Source organism: Pauljensenia sp. 20925_1_25 (genome assembly GCF_041433955.1).
Classification (GTDB): Bacteria; Actinomycetota; Actinomycetes; order Actinomycetales; family Actinomycetaceae; genus Pauljensenia.
Genome location: NZ_JAPWCL010000005.1, coordinates 112,036 through 129,414 on the forward strand (window position 1 = coordinate 112,036; position 17,379 = coordinate 129,414).

The window sequence follows — 17,379 nt, forward strand, 5'->3', positions numbered from 1 at the left end:
CCTTGTCAGAACATTACATGTGCGAAGATCGGGGTCCGAGCATACTCGGACCCCGATACTTCACGCTGCGGAATCAGTCACGAGCCTTCTCGCGCATCTCCCAGGTCTCAATGACATCACCTTCGGTGATGTCCTTGTAGCCCAGAGTGATACCGCACTCGTAGCCCTCGCGGACCTCGGTGACATCGTCCTTTTCGCGACGCAGAGAGGCGATCTCGAGGTTGTCGGCCACAACCACACCGTCGCGCACCAGGCGGGCCTTGGTTCCGCGCTTGATCGTGCCGGAGCGGACGATCGAACCGGCGATGTTGCCGAACTTGCCGGAGCGGAAAACCTGGCGGATTTCCGCGGTGCCCAGCTGGACCTCCTCGTAGATCGGCTTGAGCATGCCCTTGAGGGCAGCTTCAATGTCGTCGATCGCCGAGTAGATGACGTTGTAGTACTTGATCTCGACGCCCTCGGCATCCGCCATCTCGGCCACGCGTTCGGCGGGACGGACGTTGAAGCCGATGATGACCGCGTTGTCGACGGTCGCCAGGTTGACGTCGTTCTGCGTGATCGCACCGACGCCGCGGTGGATGATGCGCAGAGCAACCTCGTCGCCCACGTCGATGCGCAGCAGCGAGTCTTCCAGGGCCTCGACGGCACCGGACACGTCGCCCTTGATGACCAGGTTGAGGGTGTCAACCTCGCCCTCGGCCAGGACCTTGTCGAAGTCCTCCAGGGAGACGCGCTTGCGGCGCTTGGCCAACAGGGCCTGGCGCTCGGCTGCCTCACGCTTGTCGGCGATCTGGCGGGCCGTGCGGTCGTCATTGGCGACCAGGAACGAGTCGCCAGCGCGCGGGACCGACGTGAGTCCGAGGACCGCGACCGGGGTCGACGGGCCAGCCTCAGAGACGTCGTTGCCGGCATCGTCGAACATGGCGCGCACGCGACCGTAGGACGAGCCGACCACGAGGGAGTCGCCCACGTGGAGCGTGCCGCGCTGAACCAGCATGGTCGCGACGGCACCGCGCCCCTTGTCCAGGTTCGCTTCGATGGCGACGCCGCGGGCGTCCGTGTTCGGGTTGGCCTCGAGAGTCAGGGCCGCATCGGCCGTCAGCAGGACGGCCTCGAGCAGCTCGCGGATGCCCGTGCGCTGCTTGGCCGAGATGTTCACGAACATGACGTCGCCGCCGTACTCTTCGGCGACCAGGCCGTACTCGGTGAGCTGGGAGCGGATCTTCTCCGGGTTCGCGCTTTCCTTATCGATCTTGTTGACCGCGACGACGATCGGCACGTCGGCCGCCTGCGCGTGGTTGATGGCTTCAACCGTCTGAGGCATGACGCCGTCATCGGCCGCGACCACGAGGATCGCGATATCGGTGACCTGTGCACCACGGGCACGCATGGCCGTGAAGGCCTCGTGACCGGGGGTATCGATGAAGGTGATCGGGCGGCGCGTGCCGTCCTCAGCCGTGACCTTGACCTGGTAGGCACCGATGTGCTGCGTGATGCCGCCATGCTCGGTGTCGACAACGTCCGTGTGACGGATAGCGTCGAGCAGCTTGGTCTTACCGTGGTCGACGTGACCCATGACGGTGACGACCGGCGGGCGCGGTTCCATGTTCTCGGCGTCGTCAAGTTCTTCGGCTTCGAGGTCGATGTCGAAGGACTCGAGCAGCTCACGGTCCTCGTCCTCAGGCGAGACGACCTTGACGTCGTAGCCGAGTTCGGCACCCAGTGCCTCGAAGGTGTCCTGGTCGAGGGACTGCGTGGCGGTCGCCATCTCGCCCAGGGCGAAGAGGACGGTCACGAGCGCTGCGGGATTGACGTCGATCTTCTCGGCGAGGTCGGCCAGGGACGCGCCCTGACGGATGCGGATCTGCGCGCCGTTACCGCGCGGGATCGCGACGCCGCCGATGACTGGCGCGTTCTGCTGCTCGTACTCTTGACGCTTCGCGCGCTTCGACTTGCGTCCGCGCTGCGAGCGGCCACCTCCGCGACCGAATGCGCCCGGCGTGGAGCCGCGACCGCCGCGACCGCCACCGCGAGGACCGAAACCGCCGCCGTTGTTCTGGGCTGCTCCTGCTCCGGCTCCTGCACCGGCACCCGGACGGGCACCGCCGCGACCGCGGCCACCGCCGCGACCACCGCTGCGCTCGGACGTGTTGTTGCCGGTGGCGGCGTTGCGGGCGAAGTTCGCCTGGCCGGGCATCATGCCCGGGTTGGGGCGGTTACCGCCGGGGCGCGGCGCGCCCGGACGCGGTGCGCCGGGACGAGGGCCAGCGTTGCCGGAGCCGCCTGGACGTGGGGCGCCGGGACGAGGGCCAGCGTTGCCGGAGCCGCCTGGACGTGGGGCGCCGGGACGAGGCCCAGCATTGCCGGAACCACCCGGACGCGGTGCGCCGGGACGAGGCCCAGCGTTGCCAGAACCACCCGGACGGGGCATGCCCTGAGAAGAGGCATACGGGTTATTGCCGGGACGCGGGCCACCGGGACGCGGCGCGCCGGGGCGGGCCGGACGCGGAGCATCACCGCGACGAGGCGCAGGCTTAGGTGCACCACCCTCAGCGGGCTTGCGACCACCGGGCTTCGGTGCCGAACCCTCCGCAGGCTTCTTGCCACGAGGCTTGGGCGCGGTCTCGCTCTTGCGTGCACCGGGCTTGGGAGCACCGGGCTTGGGTCCGGCACCCTTGGGGGCCGGTGCCTTCGGCGTGGGAGCCTTCGGGGTGGGTGCCTTCGGGGTGGGTGCCTTCGGGGTGGGTGCCTTAGGCGCGGGGACGGGGGCCGATGCCTCCGGGGCCGACGCCTGGGGAGCGGCGGGCTTCTTCGGTGCAGGCTTGGCTGCTCCGGGCTTCGGTGCCTTGGGGGCGGGCTTGGTCTCCGCCTTCTTGCTCTTGTGCGCCGCCGCGAACTTCTCGCGCATCTGCCGCACGACGGGCGGCTCGAGCGAGGACGAGGACGACTTGACGAATTCACCTGCTTCCTTCAGGTGACCCATCAGTTCTTTGCTGGTGATTCCGAGCTCTTTGGCGAGCTCGTGGACACGCAACTTTGCCACATTTCTCCATTCCGGAAGCGTCTCCGGTGTGGAGACGCCTTACTGATATTGCTGGCAGCTCATCGCTGGGTACTCATCGGGTGCCCATCAGCTTCCAACCCGCTTCCATCTTCTCGGCCTTGATGGCGCGTGGCCATCACTGGGTGGTGATCATCTCCTCCACGTCATCCCAGACGGTGTCTGTCACAGCGCCTGTTCGGAAGGCGCGAGCGAGTGCTCGTCTGGTTCGGGCCCGCTGGACGCACCCCGCGTCGGGGTGGATCCACGCTCCTCGACCTGGAAGAGTCGCCGTCGGGTCGAGGTGAATCGCACCGTCGGGCGAACGCACGATCCGCACGAGAGCAGTTCTGTGCGCGCGAGTACCGCATCCGATGCAGGTGCGCTGTGGTCCTGTGGTGGGCTCAGGCGGCAGGGGATACGACACAATCCCCTAGCTTAGTCGAGCTAGGGGATTGTTCGTCTCAGTTTCTATGAGCGACTTGTCACGTCGTCGGGAGTGGAGACGCGCGAGGCGATCTCGTCGTCACCGGTTTCTGTGTCGGCGTGGATATCGATGTGATAGTTCGTCAGACGCGCGGCGAGTCGAGCGTTCTGCCCTTCCTTGCCAATCGCGAGGGAGAGTTGGAAATCCGGCACGATGGCGGTAGCCGTGCGGTTGTCGACGGAGTGGACGACGACGCGGGTCACGCGGGCCGGCGACAGGGAGTTAGCGACGAAACGCGCGGGGTCGTCGGAGTAGTCGACGATATCGATCTTCTCCCCACCCAGCTCGGCCATGACGGAGCGCACACGCGCCCCCATGGGTCCGATGCAAGCACCCTTGGCATTGATGCCTTCGCGGGTGGCTGCCACGGCGATCTTCGTGCGGTGGCCGGCCTCGCGGGCGATTGCCTTGATCTTGACGAGTCCCTGCTGGATCTCGGGAACCTCGCGTTGGAAGAGACCGGCGACGAGGTTGGGGTGGGTGCGCGACAGGGTGATGCGCGGCCCGCGTTCGGTGCGCTCGACGCCCACGATGTAGGCGCGGATCCGGTCGCCGTGGCGGTAGGTCTCACCGGGAACCTTCTCGCCGTCGGGCAGGACGGCCTCGAAGTCGTCGGAAACCTGAACCATCGTGGGGCGGCCGGGGCGCGGGGCTTGGACGGTGCCGGTGATGATCTGTCCTTCTCGGCCCGCGAAGTCACCGAAGACGCGCTGGTCGTCGGCGTCGCGCAGTCGCTGCATGATGACGGAGCGCGCCGTGGACTGGGCGATGCGCCCGAAGTTCTTCGGGGTGTCATCAAATTCACCAATGGGGTTGCCGTCTTCGTCCTCGTCCATCGCCATGACGGTGACGCGCCCGGTCTTCTTATCGATTTCGATGCGGGCCTGGGAGATCGCACCGGGCAGGTTGTGGTACGCCTTGAGCAGTGCCTCTTCGATGGCGTCAACGAGGGTCTCGAGGCTAACGCCCTTCTCGTTTTCCACCATCCGCAGGGCGGTCATATCGATTTCCATGGTCTTCTACTTCCCCGTTCCAAAGTCGACGCGGGAACGCGCCTTCCTCATGTCCTGATAGTCAATGGTAGTGGCTTCGCCGTCAACATCGATCGTTGCACTGGTCTCGCTCGCGTCGATGACGCGACCAGAGACGTAGCCGCCGGCGCGCAGCTTGATACGCACGAGGCGTCCGATTTGCCGCATCCAGTGGCCAACCTTCGTCAGTTCGCGCTCGGCCCCGGGGGTGGAGACCTCCAGCAGGTATTCACCGTCGATCGGATCGGCGGTGTCCAGCGCCTTCGACACGGCGCGGGACACGTCCGCAAGAGTGTCTGAGTCAATACCGTCGGCACCAATCGGGGCTTCGACGACGACCCGCAGGAGCGGCATCGCGTCGGAGCGCGTGCGGGTCACCGAATCCAGTTCGAGCCCCGAGGCTGCGACCACGGGAGCCAACAGCTCCTGAAGCGGTCCGTCAGTCGTGGACGATCCCATATACGCCTATCTTTCTTCTCGCGAACGCGGGTCAGTTACCCATCCTACCCGGGGGTGTGGGATGATGCGGGGGTGCGATTCTCAAATCTGACTATGACCACACGCCGTATCCCCGGCCTCGTTGCTGCCGGTACGGCGCTTTTCGCGCTATCCGCGTGTTCCCTGTCCACCCAGTCGACGGCCCTGACGGGCTTTGCTGCAGCTCGTGACCAAGCAGCGCGAACGGAAGCTGCCGCGTCCGCGCGAGCCACGCAGCTCGCCGAACTCGCGACCGAGTGCGCGCCCTGTTCCAGCGCGCTACGTACGGCTGCGTCGTCCTCCGACACTCGTCTCGAGACCCTTGGCGGCCTCTGGGATCCGTGGGGAGGGACGCCTCCCGAAGGCCAGGAGGCTCCCGATCCGGTCTCCGAGGCCCCCACCGATGTGGCTGCGTTCGTGTCATGGATGGCTCGCACAGCCACCCGCGACCTGCAGATCGCTACCGAGGAGGACGCTCAATCCGACAAGGCGCGCACGCTGGCTGCCTCCGCGCTGGGCCGCTATGCCAATGCTGTGTCCATCGCGCGCGCCTACGGGATCGATGTCAACGCGGGCGATAGCCAAGCTTCGGCTGTCAACGACCGCGTGAACACTGTCTCCTCCAAGGGCGTGCAGAGCTGGGATATCGAGTCGTACAACGAGTCCTCGATTTCCTCAACGTTCACTCCGTCGGGCAGTGATCTTGCGTCGTCGAAGGAACTCTCCGACGCCGTCGCCATGTGGGATTGCACGGCTTCCACGCTCCCGAAGGTGCATTCGAACACAGATACCCTGAGCGAGACGGACACTTACGACATGTCGGGTGCTCTGCTGGTCCGTGCTGATATCGCGCTGCAGGCGGGCGCTGCGGATACGCGTACGCCGCGTTGCGAGCTGGATTCCCTGGACACAGCCACACTCGCCTCGAACCTACTCGCCGTCGATACCGCGATGTTCGCTTCCAAGTCCGAGGCAGTGCGTAGCGCTGGCGCAAGTGCCGCGCTCGCTGACATCGAACAGTGGGCCTCCCACACGACGCTACCGGCATTGATCGGCACTCGTTAGAATCATCCACCCGACCGGCTGACAACTCCGAGAATCCAATAAATGCAGGGCCGCTCCCCACCCGGGGAGCGGCCCTGCCGTTATGTCGGCTCAGAGGCGAGCGGCGATGTCGTCACCGATCTGGGAGGTTGAGCGTACGAGGGGGCTGCCACTGGCCGCGGCCTCTGCTCGCGCCGCCATGTCGGCGTCGATGGCTGCGCGCACACGTGCCGCCTCGTCTGTGAATCCCATGAAGTCGAGCATGAGCGCGACCGACGAGATGGTCGCGGTCGGGTCGGCCTTCCCCTGCCCCGCGATGTCGGGTGCGGAACCGTGCACAGGCTCGAACATCGAGGGGAACTCACGCGAGGGGTTGAGGTTGCCCGACGCGCTCAGGCCGATGCCGCCGGTGACGGCCCCGGCCTCGTCGGTGAGGATGTCACCGAACAGGTTATCCGTGACGATCACGTCGAAGCGCGCGGGGTCGGTGACCATGTAGATGGTGGCAGCGTCGATGTGGCAGTAGTCGACGCGCACGTCGGGGTATTCCTCCCCCACCTCGTCGACGATGCGGCGCCACATGTGTCCGGCGTTGACCAGAACGTTGTGCTTGTGGACGAGAGTCAGGTGCTTGTTGCGCGAGGCGGCCGCCTCGAAGGCGTAGCGCACGACGCGCTCGACACCGTAGGCGGTGTTGACGCTGACCTCGGTTGCGATTTCGTGCGGGGTGCCGACGCGCACGGCCCCGCCGTTGCCGCAGTAGAGGCCCTCAGTGCCTTCGCGTACCACGACGAAGTCGATGTCGCCGGGGTTAGCCAGGGGGCTGGGCACACCCTCGTAGTACTTGGAGGGACGCAGGTTCACGTAGTGGTCGAGGGCGAAGCGCAGCTTGAGGAGCAGGCCGCGCTCGAGGACGCCGGAGGGAACGGAGGGGTCACCGACCGCACCCAGGAGGATGACGTCGTGGCGCTTAATGGCCTCGAGGTCCTCGTCGGTGAGGGTGTCGCCGGTCGCATGCCAGCGCTGCGCACCCAGATCGAAGTGGGTCGTCGAGTAGTCGACGCCCTTGTCCGCCAGGACGCGGTCCAGGACCTTCAGGCCCTCGGGGACGATTTCCTTGCCGATGCCGTCGCCGGGGATTACTGCGATGTTCAGTGTCATACGTCCATCTTCCCCCGCCCACGCGCGCTCGTCCGCACGGGTCCAACCCGTGGTCTCTTTGCGCCGTGACGTGTCCCATACGGGGCATGAACGAGGCCGGGGCTGGGAGGGCGTTGACGCTCCCCTGGCCCCGGCCATGTCTCGATGTCGGATCAGATCCAGACCCCCGAGGGGGCGAAGTAGTACCAGCGTCCGGCGATGGATGTCCATCCGGTCGCCATTCGGCCGTCGTCACCGAAGTAGTACCAGCTGATGCCGATGTTCTGCCAGCCGGTAACCATCGCGCCCGAGGGTGCCAGGTAGTACCAGCCGTCCGCATGCTGCCAGCCGGTGAGCATGGCGCCGGTGTCGGAGAAGAGGTACCAGGTGTCTCCAATCTGAGTCCATCCGGTTGCCATGGCACCGGTGGAGGGCTCGAGGTAGTACCAGGTGCCTCCGTCGCTGACCCAGCCGTTCACGCGTGCACCGTAGGCGTTGTAGTAGCTCCACACGCCGTCGGTCTTGTCCCAGCCGGTGACCATGTAGCCGTCAGCACCGAAGCGGTAGGTGGCCTCGCCGATGGTGACGGTCTGGTTCATCGCATAGGTGGAGTCCTCCAGCTGCCACTTCCACCCTGAGCCGGTGTTGACCCAGTGCGCGGGGTTGGCTGCGGGTGCAGGTTCAGGCGCGGGCTGCGGGTCCGGTGTGGGCTGCGGGGCAGGTTCGGGCGCGGGTTCGGGCGCGGGCTGCGGGGCGGGCGCAGGATCCTCGCCGGGATCGACCAGGCCAAGGTAGGCGGCATCCACGCGCATGAACTCGATGTTCTTGTAGCCGCCGGACTCGTAGAGGAGGCCCCAGGTGCCGTCAGCGAGGGCGTGAAGGGTCGAGTAAGCCATGTCGCCGCTCTCGAAGACCGTGCCGTCGTTCCAGGTGAAACCGTCGTCGTAGGAGACGCGGATTGTGCCGTTGGCACGAGCACTGGAGGAGTTGGCGTTGGAGAAGAGCAGGACGCGGGCGCGTGCGGACCCCTCGGGGGCGTCCGGGAATGCGCGGATGATGGAGGCGTTGTTCCGCGGGTCCGTCAGGTCCCAGTTGTGGCGGAAGGGACCCCAGGTCTGACCGCCGTCGTAGGAGATAGCCTCCAAGCGTTGGCCTGCGGTGCCCTGCGTGCGCGAGTTGAGGAGCAGGCGACCGTCGGAGAGCTCAACGACCTTGTTCTCGTCCGCGCTGCCCTCGGTGGGAGTGCCGGGTTTCCAGGTCGCTCCGTGGTCGTCGGAGTAGACGGAGACGGCCATGAGAGAGGTGGAGCCGGAGTTGGCGACGGCGTACTGCTGGATGAGGCGTCCGGCGTGGGTGCCGTAGCGCAGCTGGATGCCTTCACCGGAGGACGCAAAGCGGGTGAACCACGCTCCTTCGTATCCGGCGCTCACCTGGTCGGTGATGGTTCGGGGGTTGACCCATGTTTCGCCGTTGTCGTGGGATTCGACGACGTGGGCGTGCAGGATGTTGCGCGCCGTGGGGTCCGTGCCTAGATGGGATTGGAAGAGGCCCGCGTCGTAGGACTTCACTGAGAACATGAAGATCGTGCCGGTGGTGCGGTCGACGACGAAGGAGGGGTCGGAGTATCCGACCTTGGCCGCGCCGGGGGTGCCGGCAAGGGCGGTCTGAATGGGGGTCCAGGACTTACCGCCGTCCTTGGAAATGCGGTAGATGATGGAGTTTGCCTGGGGCGCGTCCTGGCAGGTGTCGGGACGACCGTCCCACGCGGCGATGATCCAGCCGTTGGTGGCGGTGGTCAGCGCGGGGATGCGGTGACAGTTGAAGCCGGCGAGGCCGGGGGACGCGAGGCGAACCTTGTCTCCGATGGCGTAGTCGGTCGGGGTCTCGAGCGGGTCTGGGGCGGCGGGCCGAGTCCCGGCGGCGACGGTAATGGGGTCAGTAGCGGAGACGAAGTTCCCGGCGATGACGTCGGTGCCGTTGCGGTCACGGGTGGCCGCCCATGTGGCGCTGGGCGTAAAGGTCCCGGCCGCGACGTCCTCCTGTGTCACTGTGTGCGTGGCAGAGGTGCAGGACTTGGTGGTGTGAGCGGCCAGGTTGTGCCAGCGGCAGTTGGGCGCTCCGGTCGTGAGAACGCCGGACAGGTTGGAGTCGACCGGGAAGACGGTGAGCGCACTGTCAGTGTTGTTGGTGTAGGTGAAGGTGACGGTCACGACATCACCGACGTACAGGGGGTCGCCGATTGTATCGGTGCGCGTGGCAACGACGTTGATTGCGGCAGACTCTTCGTCAGTTGCCGAGGCCGTGGCGAGCGCCGCGTCGCCGGTGTCACTGTGTGGGGCGGCCAGGGAGGGGGCCGCGAGGCTCACGCATAGCAGCGCGGCTCCCGTGGCTGCCGCGAGGGCTCGCCCGTAGTGGCGGAGGGTCATCGTTGGTCCTTCCAGGGAGGGGTGTCAATGGGCGGCGGCTGAGTTGGAACTCACCCTCCGCAAGATTCATCATACAAATTAGGATGCTAACTAACCACTTATACAAGAAGTGTGTCACACAGTCACCATGCTAATTACCAACAAACCACGCAGGTAGCTGCCCACCCGACGCACCATCACCCGTGCGACACATCCGCAGAAACTAACCGAACATACGCATCTTCAAGCCTGTCAACGCAGGCACGAATGTCATACTCCTCACCCAGCACGCGGTAGCGTGCACCCTCACTCACACGCGCCTGACGCCCCCGCTCAACCCACCTGTCAATCGCGCGGGCGAGCGCTCGAGCATCCCCGGCCTCGTACACACTGTCCCCGCTGAGGGCGAACTGACTGGTCGCCGTCAACGGACCGCACGCAATAACAGGCACGACCCCCAGACGGAGGACCTCCAGAGCACTCAGCCCCTCAACCTCAATCCGCGCCGCGTGCACATAGAGGTCACACCGAGATGCCTCGCGCGCGAGTTCCGGCGCACTCATGAAGGCGAAGCGCACAGGGTGAGTAATGACACCATCGCTCAAGAGGGCCGAGGCCTGGGCGCGCAGAGCACGCTCGGTCGGGCCGCGCCCGGCAAGGGTCAGTTCAATAGAACGCGCATGGGAGCTATCGCGCAGGGCGCGCAGAATGGTCGCCTGGCCTTTTTCCCGAGAGAATCGCCCGACGGCGAGGATACGAACAACAGACGAGTCACCTTCATCGCCACGCGCATCCGCGCCATCGACCCCCTCCCCCAGCGGGACGCCATTCGACAGAAGCAGGAGCGGGGGGCGCAGCGCAAGCGGCTCCAGACGATCCCAGACGGATTGAGACGGGCACTGCACGAGCGAACACCGATTGAAGATGGCACGCTTCCACAGCTCAAGGATCATGCGATTGAGCAGGCACGCCCGATCCAAGTAGATCGAGGCCGTCAGATTCTCGGGGTGAATGTGATAGGTCACCAGAGCGGGCACACCCGCCCGGCGGGCAAGCTGCGCAACGACAGCCTGCAGATAGAACGGCTCTTCGAGATGAACAACGTCGGCCCACTGGAGCGCTCGCTTCACCTGGGCGCGCCGCACGCGCGCAAAGGCGTACCCCTGGGAGGCTATGAGGGATCCCACAACAGGAACAGACATGGAAGGGAGCGGATATTCAGGCACGCCGACACCACAATCATCCCCATCGAGCGGCGGAGCCGAGAGAACGCGCACATGATGTCCACGCTCCCGAAGCAACGTAATTGTGCGCCGCGCGGAGGCCGCCAGGCCGTTGCCACGGGTATAGAGATCATTGATCACGAACAAAATATTCAGGGACCGTTCACAAGTCCTTCCCCGAGCGACCATAACACCATTCTAAGTCAACCTTGCGGTCAGCATATTTCGGTCGCAGACGTCCCCACGCACACATCGCACGTGAACAGATAAACGAACCCCGACCTCGTCCCCATACGTGGGGACGAGGTCGGGGCTTGACTCTATCCGAATCTGACCGTGAGATCAGCGCGCGGCGCTGCCCTCGGTGTAGTCCGCGTCGGAGTCGGTCCAGCCGAAGGCCTTACGCAGCTTCTGGCCGGTCTTCTCGATCGGGTGGGCCTCTTCCTCGGCGCGCAGCGCCTTGAACTCGAGAGCGCCGTTGTCCTGGTCGGCGATGAACTTACGGGCGAAGGTGCCGTCCTGGATATCGGACAGGATGTCCTTCATGGCCTGCTTCGCGGAGTCATTGATGACGCGCGGGCCGGAGACATAGTCGCCGTACTCAGCGGTGTCGGAGCAGGACCAACGCTGCTTCGTGATGCCACCCTCGTTGATGAGGTCGACGATCTGCTTCATCTCGTGGCAGACCTCGAAGTAGGCGATCTCGGGCTGGTAGCCAGCTTCGACCAGGGTCTCGAAGCCAGCCTGGATCAGGTGGGAGACGCCACCGCACAGCACGGCCTGCTCGCCGAACAGGTCGGTCTCGGTCTCCTCGGTGAAGGTCGTCTTGATGACGCCGGCGCGGGTGCCGCCGATGCCCTTCGCGTAAGACAGAGCCAGCTCCCAGGCTTTGCCGGAAGCGTCCACCTCGACGGCGACGACATCCGGGGTGCCCTTGCCCTGCACGTAGGTCTCGCGGACCTTGTGGCCCGGACCCTTGGGGGCAACCATGATGACATCGTGGCCAGCGGGGACCTCAATGTAGCCGTAGCGGATGTTGAAGCCATGTGCGAAGAGAAGGGCGGAGCCTTCCTTCAGGTTGGGGGCAATCTGCTCGGCGTAGACGTAGCGCTGGACCTGGTCGGGCAGCAGCACGGAAACGACGTCGCCCTCGGCGACGGCCTCGGCCACGTCCTTAACCTCCAGGCCGGCGGCCTCAGCCTTGGCCCAGGAGGACGAACCGGGGCGCAGGCCAACGACCACGTCAACTCCGGAATCCTTCAGGTTCAGCGCGTGCGCGTGACCCTGCGAGCCGTAACCGATGATGGCGACCTTCTTGGACTGGATCAGCGACAGGTCTGCGCCGTCGTCGTAGATGATTTCTGCCATTTTCATTTCTCCTTCAGTTGATCCGTGATCGAGCGCGACCCGCGGCCAATGGCCACGGCACCCGACTGGACGAGTTCGGTGACGCCGTAGGGCTCCAAGGCCCGCAGCAGCGCCTCCAGCTTGGGTAGGGAGCCGATCGATTCGATAACGACCGACTCGGGTTGAACGTCGACGACGTGCGCGCGGAAGAGATCCACGATCTGCAGGACCGAGGTGCGGCGGGTTTCGTCGGCCTGGACCTTCATGAGTAGCAGGCGTCGTTCGACGGAGTCTTCGGGTTCAAGCTCGACGACTTTGAGGACGTTGATGAGCTTGTTGAGTTGCTTCACCACCTGCTCGATGGGCGCGGAGTCTGCGTCCACGATGATGGTCATGCGGGAGATCTCGGGGTGTTCGGTCTCCCCCACGGTCAGCGACTTGATGTTAAAGGCGCGACGGGCGAACAGCGCGGCGACGCGGGTGAGCACGCCGGGCTTGTTTTCGACCAGCACAGCCAGAGTGTGACGGTTCGTCATCAGTCTTCCACCTCCCAGTCGGGCGCCATGCCCTTGGCGTAACGAATCTCATCGTTGGACACACCCGCGGCGACCATCGGCCAGACCATCGAGTCCTTGGACACGCGGAAGTCGATGAGGACAGGGCGATCATTGATCGACATGGCCCATTCGATGGCCTCGTCCACCTCGTCGATGGAGCGGACCGTGCGTGCGGCCATACCGTACGCCTGGGCCAGCATCTCGAAGTTGGGGATTTGCTCGCCCTCGACGGGGTTAAGCGTGGTGTTCGAGTAGCGCTTGCCGAAGAACAGGGACTGCCACTGGCGCACCATGCCCAGCACCGAGTTGTTAATGAGGGCAACCTTGATTGGGATGTTGTTGATCGTGCAAGTGGCTAGCTCCTGGTTGGTCATCTGGAAGGAGCCATCGCCGTCGATCGCCCACACGACCTTGTCGGGGACACCGACCTGCGCACCCATGGCTGCGGGAATGCAGTAGCCCATGGTGCCCGAGCCGCACGAAGAGATGAAGCTGCGCGGGTTGTCCAGCGTGATGAACTGCGATGCCCACATCTGGTGCTGGCCCACGCCCGTCACGTAGACGGCGTCGGGGCCGACGCGGTCAGACAGCTTCTTCAGGACTGCCTGAGGTGCCATCATGCCGTCGTCAGGTTCCGCCCACCCGATCGGATACTTCGTGCGCAGGCGGTCCAGGTAGCGCCACCATCCGGAGATGTCGGCCTTTCCGTCGGCCGAGGCCTGGGTGATCTCGTCGGTCAGGATCGGCAGGGCGGTCGCCAGGTCAGCAACAATCGGAATGTCAGCGTGGCGGTTCTTCGAGATTTCCGCGGCGTCAATGTCGATATGAACGATGGTCGCACGGGGCGCGAAGGAATCGAGGCGTCCGGTCACACGGTCGTCGAAACGGGCACCGAGGGCCACGATCAGGTCGGCGCGCTGCAGGGCACCGACGGCGGCAACCGTGCCGTGCATGCCGGGCATGCCGAGGTTGTGGCGGTCGGAGTCGGGGAAGGCACCGCGCGCGGTCAGTGTGGTAACGACGGGCGCGTTGGTGGCCTCGACCAGGGCGGAGAGGTCCTCTGTCGCACCGCCGCGGATGACGCCGCCGCCGACATAGAGGACGGGGGCCTGTGCGTCCACAATTGCGCGGGCCGCAGCACGCACCTGCTTCATGTTCGGGCGGTCGGCGACCTTGTAGCCGGGCAGGTCCAGGGCAGGCGGCCACGAGAAATCCATCTCGGAGACCTGGGCGGACTTGGTAATGTCCACGAGGACGGGGCCGGGGCGGCCTGTGCCGGCCACGTGGAAGGCCTCGGCCAGGCGCGCGGGAATGTCCTGAGGGTCCGTCACCAGGAAGGAGTGCTTCGTGATAGGCATCGACGCACCCACGACATCAGCTTCCTGGAATGCGTCAGTGCCGATCAGGGAGGCACCGACCTGACCCGAAATCACGACGATCGGCACGGAGTCCATACAGGCGTCACCCAGGGCGGTCAGCACGTTCGTCGCACCGGGGCCAGATGTCACGAGAGCACAGCCGACCTTGCCGGTGGCAAGCGCGTAGCCTTCGGCCGCGTGTCCCGCGCCCTGCTCGTGTCGAACCAAAATGTGACGAATTGCCGTCGACGCCATCAGCGGGTCATAGGTCGGCAGAATTGCGCCGCCAGGCATACCGAACACGTCGGTCACGCCCAGGGCTTCGAGGCTCGCCACGATAGCCTCGGCTCCGGTCATTCGGGTGGTGGTACTCGCGTCGCTCACCAGTCGTCCTCTCAATCGTTGGGACCGTCTCAAAGAAAAAACCCCGTCAAGTCCGTGCAACAGCGCGGATGCGGGGAAAGGGCGTGCGATCCATCCTCTCGTTACGCGGCAGGCATCGCACGCCCAGGTACGATGACCAGGGCAAGGATTCCAATCTCACGAACGTCGAGCATGTTAATACCGTAACGCGCTACCGCGAGGCGCTCCTGTCTATCTCATTGTGCGGACCCTTATGTCCTCAACGCTATCTAGGACGATGGACTGAGATACACAGCACCTGAAACTGGTTTAATTGACTCGTATCACACACCATCAATTCATGCACGGAGATTACATCGTGGTCAAGATCTTCGAGATACTTCACGAGCAGCCAGTGTTGTTCCTGTTCCTCCTCATCGGAATCGGCATGGCCTTCGGCAAGGTTAAGATCAAAGGCATCGGTCTGGGTGCCGCTGCCGTTCTCTTTTTCGCCATCGTCATGGCCGCATGGGCGCAGTCCTTCGGTATTGAGCTGCAGGTGACCAAGCAGCTGGGCACGCTGGGCCTGACGCTCTTCACGTTCGCGATCGGCATCAACTCTGGCGCTTCCTTCTTCCATAACCTCAAGACAGCTGTCGGCCCGATCCTGACGATGGTGGCTTTCTACGGAATCGCCGCCACGCTGGGCCTGTACGTCGGCAAGGCCATGGGAATGGACGTTCCGCTCATCGCCGGTACTTTCGCAGGCGCGGTCACAAACACCCCGGCACTTGCTGCGGCAGGCGAGGCCAGCGGCGACCCCGCGACGGCGACGGTGGGCTACTCGATCGCGTACCTCTTTGGTGTCATTGGCATGCTCGCCGCCTCTATGGCAGCACTGCACTACGGCCGCAACGACAAGGATGCCCCCTCTCCCCTGTCGAACCGCACAATCCGCGTCGAGCGCGACGATCATCCCTTCGTTGGTGACATCTACGAGAAGCTCGGCGAGAAAGTCTCCTTCTCTCGACTGCGCCGAGGCGAAACAGGGCCGATCACCCGTCCGCAGATGTCCGACACCCTCGATCCGGGTGACCTCGTGACTGTCGTGGGCCCCCGAGAACTCGTCGCCCGCGCCGCCACAGAGCTGGGCCATGCCTCCTCGCACTCTCTCATGCAGGATCGCTCCTACCTAGACTTCCGTCGTATGACGATCTCCAACCCGAAGGTCGCCGGTCGAACGGTCGCGTCGCTCGGCCTTGCCAAGGAATTCTCCGCAACGATCTCACGCGTGCGCCGAGGCGACGTCGACATGGTGGCGGAACCCGGCCTCGTCCTCCAAGAGGGCGACCGCGTCCGCGTCGTCGCCCCGACCTCGAAGATGGCCGAGATCACCAAGTTTTTCGGTGACTCCTCGCACGGTCTCACCGACCTGAATCCGGTCGCCCTGGGCCTGGGCATGGCAATCGGCATCGCGATCGGTGAGTTGCCGATCTTGACCCCGTCCGGCGAGTACTTCTCGATCGGCTCCGCTGCCGGCACGCTCATCATCGGTCTTGTCTTCGGGCGCATTGGCCGCATTGGCCCCATTGCGACGGCGCTGCCCTTCACCACCTGCCAGGTGGTTGCGGAACTCGGCCTGCTCATCTTCCTCGCCCAGGCAGGCGCGAAGGCCGGCGGCCAGATCCTCAACGCTTTCACATCGGGTGCCTGGGTCAACATCTTTATCCTTGGCGCGATCATGACGTCTACAATGGCTATTGGCTTGTACGTCACCATGCGGTGGGTGTTCAAGATGGGCGGCACGAAACTCGCAGGCCTCCTCGGCGGCGCGCAGACGCAGCCCGCGGTCCTGGCCTTTGCGAACGGCCGTACGAACTCCGATCCGCGCGTGGCGCTGGGCTATGCCCTGGTGTACCCGGTCGCGATGGTCGGAAAGATCGTCGTTGCGCAGGTACTGGGCGGCATGTAACCAGACGTTGGCAGCGGGGGACCTCCACACCACCCAATAACCCCGCAGCCGTGCCAGTGGGCGGGGATTCCCCCCATCCTCCCCCGCCCGCGCGAATGGGGCTGACCTTCCCTGGTTGGCCCCATTCGTCTACCTAGGAACGCGCGATGCACCCGTCTGGACCTGTCCCGGCCGTGGAACTCACCGCACATACCAGGTGCCGCTCGACGAACGAGGCGGTGGCGCGTTCGCCCTCTGTCTTACCGTCTTACTTCGCATCAGCGCACCGTAGATGCAAATGTTTCACGCATATTTCACGCGAGCGTATCGATATGCTCCACAGCATTTCAGGCACGTCAGCACCTCGGGTATGTCGACGCACAAGCAAAGACACTCCGCGTGCTCGTTATTCGGAGGACCCTTTCATGCGCGTCCAGGCCCGCTAGCCCGAACGTGGCCCCCCTCATCCGCACGCAAGCCCGCTATTCCGAGCCTGGGCGGCCTCGCCCACGTACGGAACAGACGGCCCACATGCGAAACAGAAAACCCACACGCGTAGTTTCAGAGGTGGAGGATTGCGAAAAATTGGGAGTTGGGCGGGTCTCCAGGTCCGGGTACCAACACGCGTCCGGATAGGAAACGAACACGCGGATAGGTTATTAACCTATCCGCATGGGCACAACCTATCCACGTGTGCACGCCTATGCAGTGGGCCAGGAAGGGGGCGGTAAGAGAGACGGCGTGGTTCGTGCGAGTGTAGGAGTGCAGGCCAAGCGTTATTGCTTAGGACACAGGTCTCACGAAGTGTCACAGGACCAGACAACTTTCCCATAGTCAAGGAACCTGTTTCACCGCATGATCGCGGCAGTGTAAAGGGTTTGTTGTTCGGCGGTCGCGTGGATTCCCCTGTGCCTGGGTCCGGGCATGTGAATAGAGGAAGCGGCCAGAAACCCGAAGGTTTCTGGCCGCTCCCGTTT

The 17,379-nt window shown here is 64.7% G+C and carries 12 protein-coding genes; 2 read left to right on the forward strand and 10 right to left on the reverse strand.

The annotated features are described in order from the left end of the window. Positions 1-73: 73 nt before the first annotated feature. The 4 genes from infB to rimP all read right to left on the reverse strand — a co-directional run bounded on the left by infB (position 74) and on the right by rimP (position 5,017). Complete coding sequence (gene infB, locus O3932_RS03910; RefSeq protein WP_371536375.1) at positions 74-3,043, reverse strand: translation initiation factor IF-2; 2,970 nt, start codon at positions 3,041-3,043, stop codon at positions 74-76. Positions 3,044-3,179: 136 nt separating this feature from the next. Then, a complete protein-coding gene (locus O3932_RS03915) occupies positions 3,180-3,467 on the reverse strand; it encodes a YlxR family protein (RefSeq protein WP_269528457.1) in 288 nt (95 codons plus the stop codon). A gap of 44 nt (positions 3,468-3,511) precedes the next feature. Further along, positions 3,512-4,540, reverse strand: coding sequence for a transcription termination factor NusA (gene nusA / locus O3932_RS03920; protein WP_009647845.1), 1,029 nt, complete (start codon positions 4,538-4,540; stop codon positions 3,512-3,514). Between the two features lie 6 nt (positions 4,541-4,546). Further along, on the reverse strand, positions 4,547-5,017 hold the full coding sequence (gene rimP / locus O3932_RS03925) for a ribosome maturation factor RimP (RefSeq protein ID WP_034504628.1): 471 nt from the start codon (positions 5,015-5,017) through the stop codon (positions 4,547-4,549). 72 nt (positions 5,018-5,089) lie between these two features. On the opposite strand from rimP, the gene O3932_RS03930 reads away from it, so the two are divergent. Further along, entirely contained in the window at positions 5,090-6,100 is a 1,011-nt protein-coding gene (locus tag O3932_RS03930) for a hypothetical protein (protein WP_371536378.1), read from the forward strand. Between the two features lie 90 nt (positions 6,101-6,190). Here the strand turns inward: O3932_RS03930 and O3932_RS03935 are convergent, their stop codons facing one another. The 6 genes from O3932_RS03935 to O3932_RS03960 all read right to left on the reverse strand — a co-directional run bounded on the left by O3932_RS03935 (position 6,191) and on the right by O3932_RS03960 (position 14,496). Further along, entirely contained in the window at positions 6,191-7,240 is a 1,050-nt protein-coding gene (locus O3932_RS03935) for a 3-isopropylmalate dehydrogenase (protein WP_314736295.1), read from the reverse strand. Between the two features lie 152 nt (positions 7,241-7,392). Continuing rightward, complete coding sequence (locus O3932_RS03940; RefSeq protein ID WP_371536380.1) at positions 7,393-9,645, reverse strand: exo-alpha-sialidase; 2,253 nt, start codon at positions 9,643-9,645, stop codon at positions 7,393-7,395. Between the two features lie 176 nt (positions 9,646-9,821). Beyond that, a complete protein-coding gene (locus tag O3932_RS03945) occupies positions 9,822-11,036 on the reverse strand; it encodes a glycosyltransferase (protein WP_371536383.1) in 1,215 nt (404 codons plus the stop codon). Between the two features lie 153 nt (positions 11,037-11,189). After that, positions 11,190-12,215 carry a ketol-acid reductoisomerase gene (ilvC, locus tag O3932_RS03950; protein ID WP_009649129.1) on the reverse strand — a complete coding sequence of 342 codons (1,026 nt, stop codon included), beginning with the start codon at positions 12,213-12,215 and terminating at the stop codon, positions 11,190-11,192. Between the two features lie 2 nt (positions 12,216-12,217). Next, positions 12,218-12,730 carry an acetolactate synthase small subunit gene (gene ilvN / locus O3932_RS03955; RefSeq protein WP_009056682.1) on the reverse strand — a complete coding sequence of 171 codons (513 nt, stop codon included), beginning with the start codon at positions 12,728-12,730 and terminating at the stop codon, positions 12,218-12,220. Further along, on the reverse strand, positions 12,730-14,496 hold the full coding sequence (locus O3932_RS03960; protein ID WP_034505716.1) for an acetolactate synthase large subunit: 1,767 nt from the start codon (positions 14,494-14,496) through the stop codon (positions 12,730-12,732). The genes ilvN and O3932_RS03960 overlap by 1 nt, the downstream gene beginning before the upstream one ends. Positions 14,497-14,812: 316 nt before the next feature. Between O3932_RS03960 and O3932_RS03965 the strand changes: the two genes are divergently transcribed. Beyond that, positions 14,813-16,423, forward strand: coding sequence for an aspartate:alanine exchanger family transporter (locus O3932_RS03965; protein WP_083836283.1), 1,611 nt, complete (start codon positions 14,813-14,815; stop codon positions 16,421-16,423). The last annotated feature ends 956 nt before the right edge of the window (positions 16,424-17,379 follow it).

Bases quoted from the DNA above. Each gene is read 5' to 3' on its own strand.
- nusA (WP_009647845.1), bottom strand. From the start codon at position 4,540: ATGGAAATCGATATGACCGCCCTGCGGATGGTGGAAAACGAGAAGGGC.
- rimP (WP_034504628.1), bottom strand. From the start codon at position 5,017: ATGGGATCGTCCACGACTGACGGACCGCTTCAGGAGCTGTTGGCTCCC.
- O3932_RS03935 (WP_314736295.1), bottom strand. From the start codon at position 7,240: ATGACACTGAACATCGCAGTAATCCCCGGCGACGGCATCGGCAAGGAA.
- O3932_RS03940 (WP_371536380.1), bottom strand. From the start codon at position 9,645: ATGACCCTCCGCCACTACGGGCGAGCCCTCGCGGCAGCCACGGGAGCC.
- O3932_RS03945 (WP_371536383.1), bottom strand. From the start codon at position 11,036: ATGGTCGCTCGGGGAAGGACTTGTGAACGGTCCCTGAATATTTTGTTC.
- ilvC (WP_009649129.1), bottom strand. From the start codon at position 12,215: ATGGCAGAAATCATCTACGACGACGGCGCAGACCTGTCGCTGATCCAG.
- ilvN (WP_009056682.1), bottom strand. From the start codon at position 12,730: ATGACGAACCGTCACACTCTGGCTGTGCTGGTCGAAAACAAGCCCGGC.
- O3932_RS03965 (WP_083836283.1), top strand. From the start codon at position 14,813: ATGCACGGAGATTACATCGTGGTCAAGATCTTCGAGATACTTCACGAG.